The 18,308-nt window shown below is 51.0% G+C and carries 16 protein-coding genes; 6 read left to right on the top strand and 10 right to left on the bottom strand.

The genetic code is table 11. The annotated features are described in order from the left end of the window. Positions 1-81 precede the first annotated feature (81 nt). Complete coding sequence (gene hrpA / locus EQU24_RS10155; protein WP_017839610.1) at positions 82-3,969, bottom strand: ATP-dependent RNA helicase HrpA; 3,888 nt, start codon at positions 3,967-3,969, stop codon at positions 82-84. 500 nt (positions 3,970-4,469) lie between these two features. Between hrpA and EQU24_RS10145 the strand changes: the two genes are divergently transcribed. Beyond that, positions 4,470-4,853: a hypothetical protein gene (locus tag EQU24_RS10145; RefSeq protein ID WP_017839611.1), complete on the top strand. Its 384-nt coding sequence runs from the start codon at positions 4,470-4,472 to the stop codon at positions 4,851-4,853. A 211-nt stretch (positions 4,854-5,064) separates the two neighbouring features. Then, positions 5,065-5,379, top strand: coding sequence for a pyrimidine/purine nucleoside phosphorylase (gene ppnP, locus EQU24_RS10140; RefSeq protein WP_017839612.1), 315 nt, complete (start codon positions 5,065-5,067; stop codon positions 5,377-5,379). Positions 5,380-5,510: 131 nt separating this feature from the next. On the opposite strand, the gene EQU24_RS10135 is transcribed toward ppnP, so the two are convergent. Beyond that, complete coding sequence (locus tag EQU24_RS10135; RefSeq protein WP_017839613.1) at positions 5,511-6,197, bottom strand: metallophosphoesterase family protein; 687 nt, start codon at positions 6,195-6,197, stop codon at positions 5,511-5,513. Positions 6,198-6,399: 202 nt separating this feature from the next. Beyond that, a complete protein-coding gene (locus EQU24_RS10130) occupies positions 6,400-7,521 on the bottom strand; it encodes an aminotransferase class V-fold PLP-dependent enzyme (RefSeq protein WP_017839614.1) in 1,122 nt (373 codons plus the stop codon). Positions 7,522-7,726: 205 nt separating this feature from the next. Here EQU24_RS10130 and EQU24_RS10125 point away from each other — a divergent pair, with 205 nt between their 5' ends. Next, positions 7,727-8,134, top strand: a complete 408-nt coding sequence (locus EQU24_RS10125; protein WP_026130041.1) for a ketosteroid isomerase-related protein — start codon at positions 7,727-7,729, stop codon at positions 8,132-8,134. 73 nt (positions 8,135-8,207) lie between these two features. On the opposite strand, the gene EQU24_RS10120 is transcribed toward EQU24_RS10125, so the two are convergent. Continuing rightward, complete coding sequence (locus EQU24_RS10120; RefSeq protein WP_017839616.1) at positions 8,208-8,648, bottom strand: VOC family protein; 441 nt, start codon at positions 8,646-8,648, stop codon at positions 8,208-8,210. Positions 8,649-8,841: 193 nt separating this feature from the next. Here EQU24_RS10120 and hypB point away from each other — a divergent pair, with 193 nt between their 5' ends. From hypB to hypF, 3 genes are read left to right on the top strand one after another with little or no spacing between them, the layout of a single operon-like run. Further along, entirely contained in the window at positions 8,842-9,699 is an 858-nt protein-coding gene (hypB, locus tag EQU24_RS10115) for a hydrogenase nickel incorporation protein HypB (RefSeq protein ID WP_017839617.1), read from the top strand. A gap of 9 nt (positions 9,700-9,708) precedes the next feature. Beyond that, positions 9,709-10,836: a hydrogenase formation protein HypD gene (hypD, locus tag EQU24_RS10110; RefSeq protein WP_017839618.1), complete on the top strand. Its 1,128-nt coding sequence runs from the start codon at positions 9,709-9,711 to the stop codon at positions 10,834-10,836. Between the two features lie 20 nt (positions 10,837-10,856). Next, entirely contained in the window at positions 10,857-13,130 is a 2,274-nt protein-coding gene (hypF, locus tag EQU24_RS10105; RefSeq protein WP_017839619.1) for a carbamoyltransferase HypF, read from the top strand. A 67-nt stretch (positions 13,131-13,197) separates the two neighbouring features. Here the strand turns inward: hypF and EQU24_RS22370 are convergent, their stop codons facing one another. The 6 genes from EQU24_RS22370 to EQU24_RS10080 are packed head-to-tail and all read right to left on the bottom strand — an operon-like array spanning position 13,198 to position 18,257. Beyond that, positions 13,198-13,356 (bottom strand): hypothetical protein, encoded by a 159-nt coding sequence (locus EQU24_RS22370; protein WP_175421674.1) that lies wholly within the window; start codon positions 13,354-13,356, stop codon positions 13,198-13,200. A 44-nt stretch (positions 13,357-13,400) separates the two neighbouring features. Further along, the gene (locus EQU24_RS10100; protein ID WP_017839620.1) at positions 13,401-15,563 is read right to left on the bottom strand and encodes a xanthine dehydrogenase family protein molybdopterin-binding subunit; all 2,163 of its coding nucleotides are present in this window, start codon (positions 15,561-15,563) and stop codon (positions 13,401-13,403) included. Next, the gene (locus EQU24_RS10095; protein ID WP_017839621.1) at positions 15,560-16,024 is read right to left on the bottom strand and encodes a (2Fe-2S)-binding protein; all 465 of its coding nucleotides are present in this window, start codon (positions 16,022-16,024) and stop codon (positions 15,560-15,562) included. The genes EQU24_RS10100 and EQU24_RS10095 overlap by 4 nt, the downstream gene beginning before the upstream one ends. Positions 16,025-16,027: 3 nt before the next feature. Continuing rightward, a complete protein-coding gene (locus EQU24_RS10090) occupies positions 16,028-16,636 on the bottom strand; it encodes a nucleotidyltransferase family protein (RefSeq protein ID WP_017839622.1) in 609 nt (202 codons plus the stop codon). 13 nt (positions 16,637-16,649) lie between these two features. Continuing rightward, positions 16,650-17,735: an XdhC family protein gene (locus tag EQU24_RS10085; RefSeq protein WP_017839623.1), complete on the bottom strand. Its 1,086-nt coding sequence runs from the start codon at positions 17,733-17,735 to the stop codon at positions 16,650-16,652. Positions 17,736-17,753: 18 nt separating this feature from the next. After that, positions 17,754-18,257 (bottom strand): transcriptional repressor, encoded by a 504-nt coding sequence (locus EQU24_RS10080; protein ID WP_017839624.1) that lies wholly within the window; start codon positions 18,255-18,257, stop codon positions 17,754-17,756. Positions 18,258-18,308 lie beyond the last annotated feature (51 nt).

Below are 18,308 nucleotides of genomic sequence, written 5' to 3'. Positions count from 1 at the left end.
TAACATAAGTTTCAAACGGTTGCCGTTACTAGCGAGATAAGCCTTTGATTTGCTCTGTGTACAACTCGTAGCGACTACGAACTATTGCCGCTGATCCCAGGCCTTTTCGATGCGCTTTTCCGAAATCGGATACGGGGTTTTTAATTGCTGAGCGAACACCGACACGCGAAATTCCTCGAGCATCCAGCGGAACGCTTCTTGTTCCGGTAGCACGACGGTTTTCTTGGCTCGGTTCGCGACATCTTTCCAGTAGCGCGTGCAATAACGCTGCACGAGCGGTATTTTGGGCGCATCGCCCACAATTTTATCGAGACGGTATTCGATCGCCTTTAAATAGCGCGGTATTTGTTTTAGTTGCGTCAGCTGCGTATTGCGAATGAATCCCGAATAAATCATCAGGCTCAATTGTGCGTTGATGTCCTTGACCGAAGCATTATCGGCTTGCAAGCGATCAATGCGGCTTTTGATCGAAACGTAACGCTCGATGATTTCCAAAACGGTTTTGCCGGCTTCGTTCGCAAACGAAACCAACTCGCTCTTATGTTCACCCAAACTTTGCTCGAATGCTTCTTGTGTTCTGATTATGCGGTCACCGACGAATAATTGCGAAAACACGGCGTGTAACAAATCTTCCTTATAGGAAACGCCATGATATTTTTTTAAAATCGGATGCACAGATAATTGATTGGCAACCAGCTCGGCAGCCGGGGAATGAGGCATGTTCTTTGCCAGATAGGTTTTTTCCTTCTTCAACTGCAACTGGAACAACCGAGTCAAACCGGCTCTGTGTAAGCGGTCGGCTTTATCACGCGTATCGAAAATCTTGACGCCGACCGAATCGCCTTCGTCGACGATCGCAGGGAAGCCGATAAACGACTGGCCTTCATGTATGAATTCATAAGTTTCCGGCAAATCGTCAAAGGCCCATTGAATACAGCCTGTGAAATTCAATTCATCGGCGGCCTTTTTGTCGAAACTGTCGACAGCCTCGACGGCGTATTTATCCTGTAGCTTTTTCAGATCGCGCCCGTAGTCGAGCAACTTGCCGTGCTCGTCGACGATACGAAAATTCATCGTCAAGTGCTCGGGCAAGGTTTCCGGATGCCATTCGGTCAACGGAATTGCTTCGCCGGTCAACTTACGCAAACGCATGCCGAGCCACTCATATAACGAACCCTTGAAATCAGGCTCGATTTCGAGGCACTGCTTCGCCGTCTGCGGCACCGGCACGAAATGCTTACGCAGTTGTTTCGGCAACGACTTGATCAACGCGATGAGTTTTTCTTCCAGCATGCCCGGCACCAACCAATCGAAAGGTTGCGCAATCACTTGATTGAGTTGATGTACCGGAATGACCGCAGTCACGCCGTCTTCGTCGTGTCCCGGTTCAAAACGATATTGCAAATCGAAACTCAAACGTCCAATTTGCTTGCTGTCCGGAAAGTCCCATTCATTGATGTAATCATCCTGCTCGCGAGTCAAATCCTCCTTGGTCAGGCACAGAAATTTCGGATTGTCGCGTTCGACGGTTTTGCGCCACTGATCGAACGTAATGCCGTTGACGACCGATTCGGGAATTTTTTTATCATAAAACTGATACAGCCATTCCTCGTCCTCGATCAAATCGACGCGCCGGCCCTTATGCTGAATGTAGCCGACTTCCTCAAGTAATTGCTGGTTAGCTTTGAAGAAAGGCGCATTGGTTTGATAATCCTGATTGACCAGCCCGAAACGAATAAAATAGTCGCGCGCCGCCTTCGGATCGACGTGTTCGTATGGAATCTTACGCTTCGCCTGCAGCGTCAAACCGTACAGTAGCGTGCGCTCGTAGATACCGCTACGCCCTGCCTTCTTCTCCCAATGCGGATCGTAATAATTGCGTTTGACCAGATGCCCGGAACAGGCCTCGATCCATTCCGGTTCGATGCGGGCGACCGTTCGCGCATAGACCTTGCTGGTTTCGACCTGCTCGGCGGCCATGATCCATTTCGGACGCGCCTTGTGCAATCCCGAACCCGGAAAGATGAAAAACTTGAGTCCGCGCGCGCCGAGGTATTCGTATTGCTCGTGCCGGAAGCCGATATTCGACAACAGGCCCGGTAGCAAGGCGCGGTGAATTTCGCCGTAACCGGCCTCGATCATGTTTGGCTTGAGCTTTAATTCGCCTTTGATCACCTGCATGATCTGTGCATGAATGTCGAACCACTCCTTCATACGGACATAGGATATAAACTGATCTTTACAATATTTGCGAAGCTTGTTGTTCGACAGATGCTTTTTCTGCTCCTCGAAATGATTCCACAGGTTCAGCAAGGTCAGAAAATCGGATTCTTCATGACGGAAAACGGCATGTTTGGCATCCGCCTGTTGCATCTTGTCGGCCGGCTTTTCTCGCGGATCTTGTATGCTCAACGCTGCGACTATGATCGATACTTCATGAAGGCATTGATATTCAGCCGCTGCCAACAGCATCCTGGCCAATTTAGGATCGGTCGGCAGTTTTGCGAGCTGCTTGCCGACTTCGGTCAAATTACCCTGTTTATCGAGCGCATTGACTTCATGCAGCATCATTTTGCCGTCGCGGATCATCTTGTCCTCGGGCGGCTCGATGAACGGAAAATCCTCGATATCGCCGAGGTTCAGCGCAATCATCTGCAGAATCACCGACGACAGATTGGTGCGCAGAATTTCCGGTTCGGTAAATACCGGACGCGCTTGAAAATCCTCTTCCGAATACAGGCGAATGCAGATACCTTCGGCTACGCGGCCGCAGCGCCCTGCCCTTTGATTGGCACTGGCCTGCGAGATACGCTCGATCGGCAGGCGTTGAATCTTGCTGCGATGACTGTAACGGCTGATACGCGCGTGTCCGGTATCGATCACGCAGCGGATGCCCGGGACCGTCAGCGAGGTTTCAGCGACATTGGTCGCGAGCACGATGCGCTGCCCGCCTTTAGGCTTGAACACCCGCTCTTGTTCGGCAACGCTGAGTTTCGAATACAGCGGCAGAATTTCGTAGCCGGTTGGATGATGCTTGCGTAGCGATTCGGTCGTTTCGCGGATTTCCCGCTCGCCGCTCAAAAATATCAAAATATCGCCGCGCATGTTACGCGCAAGTTCGTCGACCGCGTCTAAAATGGCCTGTTGTAAATCGGCCGTCGTCTCGTCATCTTCCTCGATCTGGTCGATCGGCCTGTAACGAATTTCAACCGGATAAGTACGCCCGGAAACTTCGATGATAGGCGCATCGGCGAAATGTTTCGAAAAACGCTGAGGGTCGATCGTCGCCGACGTCACGATCAATTTCAGATCGGGACGCTTCGGCAACAGCCATTTCATGTAGCCGAGCAGAAAATCGATGTTCAGGCTGCGCTCGTGCGCCTCGTCGATGATGATCGTATCGTACTGATTCAAATACGGATCGTTTTGCGTTTCGGCCAACAAAATACCGTCAGTCATTAATTTGACCAACGATTCCTTGCGAGTTTGATCGTGAAAACGAACTTTATAACCGACCGATTTGCCGACCGGCTCGCCCAACTCCTCGGCAATGCGGTCCGCTACCGTGCGCGCGGCGATGCGGCGCGGTTGCGTGTGACCGATGTAGCCGGCAGAACCTCGTCCGATAGCCAAACAAATTTTCGGCAATTGCGTGGTCTTGCCGGAACCGGTCTCGCCGCAGACGATCACGACTTGATGGTCTTGAATCAACTGAGCGATTTCGTCTTTTTTGCCGCTGACCGGCAAATCGGGAAATGAGATGGCGGGTATCGACGCGCGCCGTTTCGAGAACAATGCCGCCGATTGTTCGATGCGGCCGGATAGTGTCACGAGTGCATCGGCCGAAGCTTTGCCGTTTTTCAAGTCATGGCGTAAACGGTCGAGTTGGCGTTTCAGGCGTTGCCGGTCCTGATTCAGGCATTCCGGTAATCGATGGGCAAGCTGTTTGATTTGGGCGTGCAAAGACATGCGTTAAATACAGTAAAAAAGCGGCATTATACTGTAAATAATCAGCTGAACCATGACATAACAGCAATTCCCAGTTTGAGCAGTTTCGCCGATTTTAGGGTGTGGAGTATGTATGTCGAGGAACGCCGTAAACCCATCCATCGGGCTTGGCGGCAGCTCGAACGCCAAGGATGGCGTGTAGTAGGGCAATGCAGGAGCAATTGCCGAGGAGCAAAATCCACCCTGCTGCCGACATCCTCGCCAAGCATACCCCACACCTTTTTGATCTCCAAATTGGGAATTGCTGAAGAATTACTAAGTAAATATTTCTGAGTGTGTTACTATGGATTTTGTAAGGTCTTAGCGTGATTTTTGCTCATGACAAGGCCCTGCACTGGCTAAAGCTAGACAAGACGCTCTATTGCGCATCAGGCTTGCGAAACACGCGCCTTACCAGCGATTGTAATCCCGAGGTTTTAGCGATAGCCAAAATTTTTAACTCACCAAAGGTAAACTAGAACATGAAATTTTTAAAACAGATCGTCATCGCTCTCGCCATCACGTTTTCCGTAGGAAGCTTTACTCAAGTCGTGGCCGCAGGAAAAATTGAAAACGCAACACCGGAAGAAGTGGGCGCATCTATTGCTAGCGCAGCAAAAAACTCTGAAGATGCCTTGGCTGCCTTAAAAAATGGAGAAGCTGACGAAACTGTATTGGAACTAATTGAAGCAGCCCGTCAAGACTCTAAACGCATTGAAGTCGGCAGATTGGATGTCAAAAGAACAAGAGCCGCAGCTCATTTGAAAAATGCACGTAGCGCCATCAGAAAAGGCGACAAAACTAAAGCCGAGGCTTCATTAGTCGAGGCCGTTAAAGGCTACCAAGAAGTCAAAGCCGAATATTAATTTACGTTAAACCGGCGCTTGGGCAACTATAGGTTGCCCAAGCTTGACCAAACACCGCAAGATTCCAATATAGCTCTTGTATCTAATTCCGTTCGCGCGTTAACGTTCTCCTGAGACCCGTTCTCCCCTAGCTCACCTACTTTTTAATTTAGAGCAGCTCGAAAATCTGCTAGAATTCCATCCTTTTTACTTCACATAATAAAGGATCGCCATGTCGGAATTTCAAAATGTTTCTGTCATCAAAAAGGCCAACGTCTACCATAATGGTAATGTTACGAGTCGTACCGTCAAATTTTCCGACGGCAGCATCAAAACTTTAGGCTTTATGTTGCCGGGAGAATACACCTTTAACACCGCCGATAAAGAATTGATGGAAATCATCGACGGCGAACTCGAAGTATTATTGCCGGACTCCGAACAGTGGCAAAAAGTTAAGGGGGGCGAATCGTTCGACGTTCCTGCGAATGCGCAATTTAAAATCAACATCAAAAGCCCAACCGATTATTGTTGCTCTTATTTTAAATAACGCGGATAAATAACAATAACTCTTCTTAACCCCTACTCATAATCAAATTTCGGCATTTTTGTAATGGTCGCAGTGTATTCGGCAGATATTTGCTACACCACCATCAAAATAGCTATTATGCCACTCAGTGCTTAGTCGGTCATTACCGGGTAAACTTTACCGGAAAGATCGACAACACTCCGATCGGCAACCCCGAAGACTTCGATGTCATAAGGTAACTTTGCATAATAACTGTCATGCTGATGCCCATGAAAAATTTTTTTAACCCCCATGGCCTTGGCAATATCATCAATCGCGCTAAAACCGTATTCATGGCAACCGGGCGCTTCATGCGTCACCAATATATCGGCTTTAAGGCGTTTCAATGACTCCACCTCGTCATGCCAAATCGCCGATTTTAATTTAAGCGACAATCCGTTTTTTTTAATATGCCCGGGCTGATTGGCGAGATAATGCGCTTTATTTTTCCATCTGGGCTTTTGCGGCGGATACCAGATGCGCCCAAGGAATATTCCGCCTAAACCGGCTATTCGAAGTCCGGCGATTTCATGGACTTTCAAATGAAGGCCGTATTCGGCCAATTCGGAGTTGAAAAGATAATGATAACGGAGGGGAAAGTCGAAATCGTGGTTGCCTGGAATCCACCAAATTCGTGTCAAACCGATTATCTTTTGTAGATAGCGCTCCAAAGGCCGCTCAAGGTCGCAATCGCCTAATAAAACCACTGCATCAGGTCTATTTTCAATCGCCGCATCAATCAAAGATTGAAAATCTCCATGGGGGTCTCCGGCAAATAAAATCCGATTATTCCGGCTCATAGACTATCGATGGACATTTTGAAGTCATCACTTGATATAAGAAAGCAACCGATTTTGACGTGCGGAGGTATTTGAAGCAAGTGAAATTGCTAAATACCCCTTACCGGTAAAATCGTTATAGACCGTTCATGCTTCGACTTGGCTCAGCACGAACGACCTACAACACATGCCAACTGCTCTTTTTAGATTTAAAAGCGATCCCTTAAAAGCTTGACAAGCTATCCAGTACACGCTCGATGTCGGCCTCCGAATGATAAAAGTGCGGTGAAAAGCGAACTCCTTGGCCTCTCAATGCGCAAACGATACCGCAGGCTTGCAATTGCTCGAACAACAGCTTATTCGCCAGTGTTTTATGTCTAAATACGACGATACCGGATTTCAATTTGCGAGTTCGAAGGCTAATCAATTCCAAGCGTTCATTTTGCATAATACCTTCGGCAAGCCGATCGGCGTTGGCGAGAACTGCTGCTTCAACATGATCCATACCGGTTTCCAGCAGCAATGACAAACTGGCCGATAAGGCATGAATTCCCAGCATATTTGGACTTCCGCACTCGAATCGCTTCGCGCCGGGATGTACTTCCCAGGGCTTGTTTTCATAGTTATGGATGTGTTTAATCATGTGCCAGCCGAACTGAGTCAATTGCAATTGAGCTCGGGCGGCCGGATGCGTATAAAAAACCCCCAAGCCTTCGGGACCGCACATCCATTTATGACCGTCGGCCATCACAAAATCGGCTTGATAGGTTTGCACATCGAATTCAACAGCACCTAAACTTTGAATCGCGTCGATGCAGTAAAAGATACCGTTGGCTTTACAAAACCGGCCTATTTTTTCCAAATCCAGACGTAAGCCCGAAGCGAATTCTATCGAACTCACGGTCAATAAGCGCGTATTGTTATCGACTAATGCAAATAGCGCCTCTTCCGGAGCGGAAGTACCGTTCAAGTCTGCCTGGCGAAATTCGACGCCACGTCCTGCCAAGGATTGCCAGGGTATTCGATTGGAAGGAAATTCCTCGTTTGTCGAGACGATATTGTCGCCGTCGTTCCAATCCAAACCGTAAGCGACAAACGAAAGCGCTTCTGAAGTATTTTTAACCAACGCGATATCGTCAGACGAAGGCGCATTCAACAAAGCTTGAAATTGAACGCGAAGCTCGTTTTCTTTTTTGAGCCAATCGGGATAATGGTAAGCACCGAACTGCGTGTTTTGTTCGGCAAATGCTTTTACGGCATTGCATGCCCGTAGTGGCCAGGGAGCAACAGCAGCATGGTTTAAATAAATTAATTCCCCGGTCAATGGAAATTCAGGATGATTCATACGTCAAGTCCGTTCTAGTAATGTCCCGGGGAAGACTAAACAAGCAACCGCCGTAATGCAAGCATCTGCGTCAATTAGACGCGCCTGTCACCGCCTAATCAGACCCGATCGAAACTGAATGCCATGCATTCTATGGCGTAAAAACCAATACAACGATAAAATAGCCGGTTTTATAAAAATCACCTTTCAATCCCTAGAGGCCATTATGAATCAAGATACCATTAACCTAGTTCAACAATACTACGCTGCTTTCAATGCCGGCGACATGGATACCTTTTTAAGCTTGCTGACCGATGACGTCATTCACGATATCAATCAAGGCGAGCGCCAAATCGGCAAAGAAGCCTTTACGCAGTTCATGGCCTGCATGAACAATAATTACAAGGAAGAATTGGTCGACATGGTGATCATGGCTACCCCGGACGGCAAACGCGCCGCAGCGGAGTTCGTCGTCTTAGGCGAATACCTAAAAACCGATGAAGGCTTGCCGGAAGCCGCCGGGCAAACTTATCGCCTGCCTGCCGGCGCCTTCTTCGAAATCCGCGATAATAAAGTCGCCCGAATTACCAATTACTACAATTTGCAAGACTGGATTGCTCAAGTCAGCAGCTAATACGGCTTTCATTCGATTCCCGTGCTCCGGCGCGGGAATCGAATGCCTAAATTTCCAAATCCGGCGGACCTGATTACCACGTTCCGGTATTTTGCATCGACGCCCAAGGCTCCTTCGGCTCCAACGGCTCGCTTTTTTGCAGTAACTCGATCGAAATTTCATCCGGCGAGCGAATGAAGGCCATATGACCGTCCCGAGGCGGACGGTTGATCGTAACCCCTGCATCCGTCAATTGTTGGCACGTCTCGTAAATGTCGTCAACCTCGAAAGCCAAATGGCCGAAGTTGCGGCCGCCGGTGTATTCCTCAGGGTCCCAATTGTAGGTCAATTCCAGCAACGGCGCCTCTTGGATCTCGGCCTGCTCCTTATCTTTCGGCGCCGCCAAATAAACGAGCGTAAAGCGGCCCGGCTCGCTCTCCATTCGCTTGGTTTCGATCAATCCGAGCTTATTGCAATAAAAATCCAATGCTTCTTCCAAATCGCGAACCCGTACCATCGTGTGTAAATAACGCATCTTATTGACTCCTTAAATACAAAAAAACAGTTTATGGGAATTTCACTCCGAGATTCAACCTTCCAATCTTACTCAGGATTGCCGAATTTTGAGTACCCTCAAACCTTCGAAGTGTTATTATCGGCTTGTGCCATTCATAGCGCTCATATAACATAGCTATGCACTAATTAGAAGTAATATAGAGGCCACCCCTATGTGCAACACCTGCGGTTGTAATATCACGCCCGGTAATCGTCCGTTTGTTTTAACGGAAAAACCGGCTAACGGTACCACGACGGTCACGGTACTGAAAAATTTACTCGCCAAAAACGACAGCCAAGCCGAACATAACCGGAGCCATTTCGATGCCCGGAAAGTCTTGGCGATCAACCTGATGTCCTCGCCCGGCTCGGGCAAAACCGCCTTGCTCGAAGCGACGATCAAGCGCCTGAACGGTTCTTTGCGCTTGGCCGTAATCGAAGGCGATCTTGAAACCGAGAACGATGCCGCCAGAATTCGCGCGCATGGCGTTCCCGCCTATCAAATCACGACAGGGACTGCGTGTCATCTCGACGCGCATCTGGTTCACGACGCCCTGCATCATATCGACTTGTCGTCTATCGATATCTTGTTCATAGAAAATGTCGGCAACCTCGTTTGTCCGGCCAGTTTCGATCTAGGACATCATCTGAACGTCACCCTGCTCTCAACGACCGAAGGCGACGACAAACCGGCCAAGTATCCGGTCATGTTCCGAGCGGCGGATTTGATGCTGATCACCAAGACCGACTTATTGCCGTTTCTCGACGATTTTTCACCGGAAAGGGCCGAACAAGCACTACGTAATTTAGCCAGTAAAGCTCCTGTGTTTAACCTATCTTCTCGGCAGAATGGCGATTCCGGATTGGGTGCCTGGATTGATTGGCTGCACGAACAACTCCAAGCGCATCGAAATAAACTGGCGCAACAACAAACGACACGCCCTAACGTCCAGCGCGACGGCCAACTATTACACGCCGATCCGGCGCAAGTCCGCTTTCGCCCGGTTCTTAAAGCCGGCGCACCAGCCTAAGGTCTTCCAATGGCACTCGACGATGCACGACAATGGCTCGATAAAATCCGCGCACTGCCGTTGACCTCGCCGGTGCGCATCATGAACGTCTGTGGCGGTCATGAGCGTTCGATTTCGATGGCGGGACTCAGAAGCGCCCTGCCCGACATGATCGATCTAATTCCGGGTCCCGGCTGCCCGGTTTGCGTTTGTCCGGAAGAAGACATTTATCAAGCGATACAAATCGGCCTGAACGAACCCGATAGCATCGTCGTGGCGTTCGGCGACATGCTGCGCGTGCCGGTCAATGTTTCGAGCAAGTCGGTACGTTCTCTCGAACAAGCTAAAGCCGCCGGCGCCGACATTCGCCCGATCGCCTCGCCTTCCGAAGCGGTTCGAATTGCGAAATCCGAACCCGGTAAAACTGTCGTGTTTTTCGTCGCCGGTTTTGAAACGACCTGCGCCCCGGTCGCCGGCATGCTCGCCGAAGGCATTCCCGATAACTTGCTGCTTCTGATGAGCGGCCGCCTGACTTGGCCGGCGGTTGCGATGCTACTCGACTACGAAACGCCGTCGTTCGATGCGCTGATTGCCCCGGGGCATGTTTCAACCGTGATGGGGCCTGAGGAATGGCAATTCGTCGTGGACCGCCACGGCTTCCCGGCCGCGATTGCCGGTTTCACGCCGGACAGTTTATTGGCGGCGATTTATTCTGTTTTACGACAAAAACTCGACGGCCGAATTTTTTTGGATAATTGCTACCAACAAGTCGTTAAACCGCATGGCAATCCGACTGCCCGCCGATTAATCGAAAGCACATTAACGATCGTCGACGCCCCTTGGCGAGGAATCGGCATCATACCGGCATCGGGACTTGAGCTTCGCGCCGACTATGCACAGCATAACGCCCGGCTTCGCTTTCCCGTTCATGCCGAAAATGCCAGAAAAAATGCCGGCGCGATGCCGCCGGGCTGCGACTGTGCGAGAGTCGTGCTGGGACGCATCAAGCCGGTCGATTGCAAGCTCTACGGCGTTTCCTGCACGCCACGCTCGCCGGTTGGGCCGTGCATGGTTTCCGATGAAGGCGCCTGCCGAATTTGGTGGTCGTCGGGAATCAGGACTCGATCAGCCGAACACGAAGAAACGACTTGCACTTAATTTGCTGAACCCGCCTTGTATTGAAATCCATTCAAACACCTTCTTCCTGCAAAACCGAAGCACGCCGTTTGATTGTCACCGGTCAAGTGCAAGGCGTCGGATTTCGCCCCTTCATATGCCGTTTGGCCCATGAATTAAACTTAAGCGGTTGGGTGCTTAACCGGACCGGTACTGTTGAAATTTTGATACAAGGCGAACCGAACCGGATCGACCGGTTCATGGATCGTCTCATCAAAAACGCCCCTCCTCTCGCAAAACCGACACTCGCAAGTTGGCAAACCGCCGAACCTGACGACCTGGATACGTTTTCGATTCTCGATAGCATTGCCGAGTCGGCTTCTGCCATTCACATACCGCCTGATTATTATTTATGCGGCGACTGTCTTGCCGAAATGAGCGATCCGAATCAACGTCGTTACCGTTACCCGTTCATCAATTGCACGCAATGCGGCCCCCGTTACACGCTGATCAAAAAACTGCCCTACGACCGTCTCAACACCGCGATGTCCGAATTCGAACTGTGTTCAGACTGCCGAGAAGAATACGAAAATCGCCTGGACAGGCGATTTCACGCTCAACCTTTGGCATGCCCGCTCTGCGGACCGTCATTGACTTTCCACATCGCCGGTGAAAAAACCATTCCGGATACCGGAAAGGCTTTGACCGCCTGCATCGAAGCCTTACGCGCAGGGGCAATCGTTGCGGTCAAAGGCGTCGGTGGTTATCACTTGATCTGCGATGCAAGCTCGGTGGCGGTAGTCCGGCGCTTGCGTGAACGTAAACAACGCGCCCGCAAACCGTTCGCGGTTCTCCTTCCCTGGCGCGGTCAAGAAGGTCTAGTAGCCGTGATGGAATACGCAGAACCCGGCCCGGAGGAATTGACTTTATTGAAAGACCCGCTCCGTCCTATCGTCTTGGTCGAGAAACGGAACGGCAGTCCACTGGCCGAATCCGTCGCGCCCGGCATCGCCGAAATCGGCATCATGCTGCCTTATAGTCCGCTGCATCACCTTTTAACTAACGACTTCGGCGGTCCTTTGGTTGCGACATCGGCGAACATCAGCGGCGAACCGGTCATGATCGACGAAGATGAAGTCGAGAGGCGGTTAAGCCGGGTAGCCGATGCTTTTTTACATCATAACCGTCCGATACTGAGACCGGCGGACGACGGGGTCTTCAGAAAAATTGCCGGTAGCATGAGACCGCTTCGACTTGGCCGCGGCTGTGCACCATTAGAAATGACGCTACCGTTTACGTTACAAGAGCCGGTGCTTGCAGTGGGTGGACATATGAAAAATGCTATAGCATTGGCTTGGGACGACCGCGCCGTGATCTCCCCGCATATCGGAGATCTCGGATCGAGGCGGAGTCAAGAAGTCTTCGAACAAACCATAGACGAGCTCGCAACGCTCTACGGCATAAGCATCAAAAAAGTCATTCGCGACGCGCACCCCGATTACCGTTCGAGCCGATGGGCCGAACAATCGGGACTTCCAGTAACGCAGGTATTTCATCATCATGCCCATGCCTCGGCATTAGCCGGCGAATACGGCTTATTCGAAACCATGCTGGTTTTTACCTGGGACGGGACCGGCTACGGCGAAGACGGCACGATCTGGGGAGGCGAAGCGTTATTGGGCAAGCCCGGGGAATGGCGACGCGCGGGATCTTTGAGACCCTTCAGAATACCCGGCGGCGACAAAGCCGGTCGCGAACCGTGGCGAAGCGCAGCGGCTTTATTTTGGGAATGCGGCCGGGAATGGCAAGAATGCCCATTCCCTACCGAACTCTTGAAAAAAGCTTGGCAACACGAGCTTAATGCGCCTTTATGCAGTTCAGCCGGCAGATTGTTCGATGCCGCATCGGCATTGCTGGGACTGGTATCGAAAGCCGATTACGACGGCCAAGCCCCGATGGAACTGGAAGCCTTGAGCGCCGATGGCGGACCGGGGCCAATGCTTCCCTTGGCACAAGACGAAAACGGTATTTGGCGCAGCGATTGGACGCCGTTATTGGCGATGCTGCAGAACGAGAAATTATCTAAATCTGAACGAGCCGGTCAATTTCATGCCAGTCTAGCCGAAACGATCCGAGGTCAGGCTATCCGGATTAGAACAACGCACCGAATCGACCGAATTGGTCTCTGCGGCGGCGTGTTTCAGAATAAACGATTGACCGAATTGGCGATAGAGTACTTGAAACAGGAAGGCTTCGAGGTTTATCTACCGGAACGATTACCCGCCAATGACGCAGGCATCAGTTACGGACAAATTATCGAAGCCTGCTCGGCTTGAATCGTTGTCGGCAAATTTTATAATTTGAGCGGCGATGTTTACTGTGAAAGTTCGTGGATTTGAAATCTTAATCTAGTTTTTCGATATTCAATACAATGCCGGTTCCGAAGAGGGTTCGGTTGCTCGACCGACAGGCGTCGGCGGCAGGGACAGCCGCCGTCGAGCCTACACGGACGTATTCACGGCGTCCTGCCAAGCGAGTTACCGACCCCTCAACAACGCTCATAGTTGGACGTTTTTATTACGAAATCCTAATTTAGGTTTAAATGTTCAAAAAGTATATTGCGAAAGAGGCAAACTCCTCACCCTTTGCCCGGTCAATTTAAATAGGGCATTACAGACCGCCGGTGCGATCGGGGGGGTGCCGGGTTCTCCGATACCGCCGAGCGGCTCGCCGCTGTTGATGATTTCGACTTCGACAGCCGGCATTTGATCGGGCCGCAAGATCGGGTAGTCGTGAAAATTGCTTTGCATCACGCGGCCTTTCTCGAAGGTGATTTCTTCGCTCCACGCTGCCGACAAGCCGTAAACGATACCGCTTTCCATTTGCATTTTTACGATGGCCGGATTTACCGCGAAGCCGCAATCGACCGCGCACCAAACTCGAACAACCTGGATATCGCCATCGTCAACCGCCACTTCGGCCACCTGTGCGACGATGCTACCGAACGATTCATGCAAGGCGACGCCCATCGCATGTTTGACGCCGCTTTCGTCTTGCCAAACCTCTGATTTCCAATTCGCCATACCTACAGCGGTATCGAGCACTTTTTTAAATCGTGGCTGTTCGGTTAATAAATTACGGCGAAATTCGACCGGGTCGGCGCCTGCCGCATGAGCCATTTCATCGATGAACGACTCCTTGAAGAAGGCATTCTGCGAATTCCCGACCGAGCGCCAGTAGCCGATCGGCACCGGCTTGACCGTTACATTGACCACATCGGCACGCTTGTTCGGTATCGCATAGGGTTGATGCGGACCGCCTTCGAAAATGCTCTCGTCGATAGTAGGGTCTTTCAGAAACTCGGGATTGAGACGGCCCGACGGCCCCTCACCCGCCGTCGTAATTTGAATCGCTAGCGGATTACCCTGCGCATCGAAGCCGGCCCGGTATTTGGCGGCGGTCATCGGACGATAATGGTCGTGTTGCGTGTCTTCCTCGCGCGTCCAAATAACTTTGATCGGTCTACCCGGATGTTTCTTGGCCAGTGTTACCGCCTGCGCGGTATAATCCATGATGAAGCGCCGTCCGAAACCGCCGCCGAGGAAAGGAGTGATGACTTCGATAGCATCCAATTTTAGACCGGTAATTTCGGCTGCGACTTTGGCGACGAAATCGGCGCCTTGATTCGGCGCCCAAACCTTGCAATGATCCTTCGTGACCAGCGCGGTGCAATTCATCGGCTCCATCGTTTGGTGCGCCAGGAACGGCGCATGATAGACCGCTTCGATAGTTTTAGCCGCTTCGGAGAAAGCCTCATCCGCATCGCCGACATTTTCTACCCTGACTCCCGATTCGTTCAACGCGGCTTTAAGTTTTTCCAAATACGACTTCGATGAAAAATCGGCATTATCGCCTTCATCGAAAGTCACCGGCAATTGTTCTAAAGCCTTTTTGGCTCGCCAATATTGATCGGCAATCACGGCAACACCGTTCGGTATCTCCTCGACCGCGACGACTCCTGGCATTTTGAGCACAGCGTCTTGGTCGTAGGATTGGACCGAACCGCCGAATACCGGCGATTGTTTGACTGCGGCATACAGCAGTCCATCGGCCTTGATATCGATACCAAATTCGGCTTCTCCGGTGGCTTTAACCCTGTTATCGGTTCGCTTGATCGGTTTACCGATCAGCCGGAAAGAGGCATCGTCTTTTAACGGCACGTCTGCGGGTATATCCAGTTTAGCCGCCAAGGGCGCCAATTCGCCGTATGTCATTATTTTTCCGCTCTCGCGATGAATCACGACACCAGGTTCTGTCTTACATTCGCCGGGAGGTACGCGCCAAGTGCCGGCGGCGGCTTCGATCAACATTGCCCGTGCGGTCGCACCGGCTTTTCGCATGGTCATATAAGACGAACGCACGCTGAAACTGCCGCCAGTAAAACGCGTCGTATTGTTGAACATGATGCGGTATTCCGGCCCATGCGGCGCCTGCACGACCTTGAGCATGGCCATGTCGGCATCCAGTTCTTCGGCCATTATAGCCGGTATCGAGGTGTAGGTCCCCTGCCCCATTTCGATGAAAGGATTTTGAAAAGTCACGACGCCGTTTTCATCGATTCCGATAAAGGCATTGATCACGCCTTCGTCTTGTTCGTCAACCTTGGCGCAACCGGGCAAGGATATCCCTAACACGAATACGCCGGCGCCGGCCGCGGCGGCTCCGAGAAATTGCCGGCGCGTCATCGACAGATTCGATAAAGTGCTCATGACTGCTCTCCTTGAAGTTGCGCCGCTTGTTTGACCGCTTCGAATATTTGCAAATAGGTTCCGCAGCGGCAATAGTTGGTCATTTTTGTCCGGATTTCATCTTCGCTCGGATTCGGATTCTCCCGCAGCAAAGCGGCAGCCGCCATGATCTGGCCGGGCTGGCAGTATCCGCATTGCGATACATCTTTATCGATCCAAGCTTGTTGTACCGGATGCAGACCTTGCTCGGAACCAAGACCCTCGATGGTCGTGATCGCTTTATCCTTAGCCGCACCGAACGACATCATGCAGGACCGCACCAGCTCGCCATCGAGATGGATGGAACAGGCGCCGCACATCCCGATACCGCAACCGAATTTGGTTCCGGTTAAACCGGCGATATCGCGGATAACCCACAGTAAGGGCATATCGTCCTCGGCGTCTAACTCGTATTGCTTACCGTTGATCATCAAGGTCGTCATCGTTCACTCCCCGGCATCGTAATGGCCGCTTAGGTGGTCGAAATCTTCCCTGGTATCGATATCGAGTTCCGCTTCGGGTAAAAGAATTTTCTGAAGTTTATCTTCAAATTGCAACAACAGGCTCTTCGCGCCTCGGTCGCCCCGCAGGGAGCGCAACGCACCGAAAAAAGCCGACGGAAATAGCGCCGGAACGCCGACCGTATCATGGTACTGACTTGCGGCGATACGGGACGGTTCAATTTGCCACTGTGTTAACAAGTTCTGCATCGCCCTGTAACCGACCAAAGGTTGATCGGATAATAACATCAATACGCCGTCGGCGTTAACCGGCAGAGAGTCGATGCCGGCTCGAATCGACGAAGCAATACCTGTTTGCCAGTCCGGGTTAACAACTGCGATAACCTCGCCCAAATCGACCTTTTCTTGTATCGTTTCTGCTTGCGAGCCCAAAACAACAATGACACGCTCGTTTAGTAATGAACGAGCGTTTTCGATTGTATTGCCGAGTAAGGTTCGGCCGCGCCATTCGAGGAGTTGTTTGGGACTACCCAGTCGGCGCGATGCGCCGGCGGCTAAAATTATTGCATATACATTCTCAAAATCACGAGTCATAGTGAATGCAACTTTAAATGCCTAATTGTCCGCCGGTTCGACCCTTCATTGCGGCATGAATACCGGCCATGATCGATAAGGCAATTTCCTCGGGCGTTTCGGCGCCGATGTCCAAGCCGACCGGGCCGAAGACCTTAGCGGCAATCTTCGGTGCATCCGCGCCTAAACTATCGAGGAGTCTATCTCTGCGATGAACAGGGCCCAGCAAACCAATGAACGGGATTCGGCTAGTCGCTATGACTCTTAAATAGCGTTCATCATATTCGATACTGTGAGTCATCAACACGAGCGCATCGAATCGATCCAACGACAAACGCTCCTGCAAGTCCTCGGGCATTAAATGCAACAAGGCATCGACTGCGGGAAATCGTTCGGGCTTGACATAGCCCGGCCGATGATCGACGATCGTAACACGCCAACCGAGCGCTTTGGCGAACTGCACGACCGGAAGCGCATCGACACCGGCTCCCAACACCAGCAGTTGAGCTGGCGGCCGGATTAAGTCGAAAAACAATTTAACGGCATAGCAATCGATCTCGCAGGTTTTTAAACAAGCTTTGTGCTGCATCCAAGTTTGTTTGGCCGCCTCGGCGACCGATTCGGGAGTATTGCCCTGTTGGCTAAGAACGTCTAATTCGGATTCAGTCAAAAAATAACTATCGCCGTTTGAATAATCGGGATGGTCCGATTCATAAATAGTCGCCAAAATGCCTGCCGTATCGCTTTCAGATGCCTCGACAATTCGGTTCAGCGGATGGAAATCATTGTTGGCTTTCAATAATTGCAACAATACCCTTACTGCCCCATTGCAGCCTAAACCCAGCCCCCAAACCGCATCGTCGGGAGAACGCATATCGTAGAATAGCGTTTTGGGATTTTCGGTTTCGAAAACCGTATGCGCCTGTTCTATCAAGTCTCTTTCAAAGCAACCGCCGCCCAACAGACCGCTCGATCCGCCATTGTCGGCTATCAGCATTCTGGCACCGGCTTTTTGATAAGTTGAACCAAGGGTTTCGATGATCGTCGCCAGAACAACATTTTCCGTGTTATTCCGAAATCGCCTATAAGCGTCGATCAAATGATGGGTATTACGAGCCATGGCAGCGATCCCGGGCGGCTATGCCGCGCCATCGGCGCAATGCTTGCAGATACCGTGAATTTCAAGCGTTTTACGGCGCGCGGTAAATCCTGCTTGCTCGAGTTCATCCGCCAAACTGTCCATGACCGGCGTCGCCGGCCTTTCTTCGATCTGCCGACAACCTTCGCAAATCAACAGCAATAAATCGTGTTTGCCTTCAACATGATTGCAGCCGATAAAAGCATTCATGCTTTCGACGCGGTGAATTAATTTCTGTTCGATCAAAAAATCCAACGCGCGATAAACGGTCGCCGGTTTTGCCGAATCGTTGAACGGCTTGATGCGGTCCAATAAATCATATGCCTTGACGGCCTCATGACTATCCCAAATCAACTCAAGAACCTTATGACGTATCGGCGTCAATTGTGCGCCTCTCTCCAAACATAGCTTTTCCGCTTTTTTTAAGGCTTCCTGCTTACAGATTTTATGATCATGGTTAAAGGTTTCGGCACAGGCCTGTTTTGAATCGCCGGTTTGAGACATTAATTAACTCCGATTTTTTGCGGGAATTATACATTATCAATCCAGTCTTTG

It is taken from the genome of Methylotuvimicrobium buryatense (genome assembly GCF_005931095.1).
Taxonomy (GTDB): Bacteria; Pseudomonadota; Gammaproteobacteria; order Methylococcales; family Methylomonadaceae; genus Methylotuvimicrobium; species Methylotuvimicrobium buryatense.
Note: the sequence above shows the minus strand (reverse complement) of the source record. Positions and strands in the feature narration are given on the sequence as shown.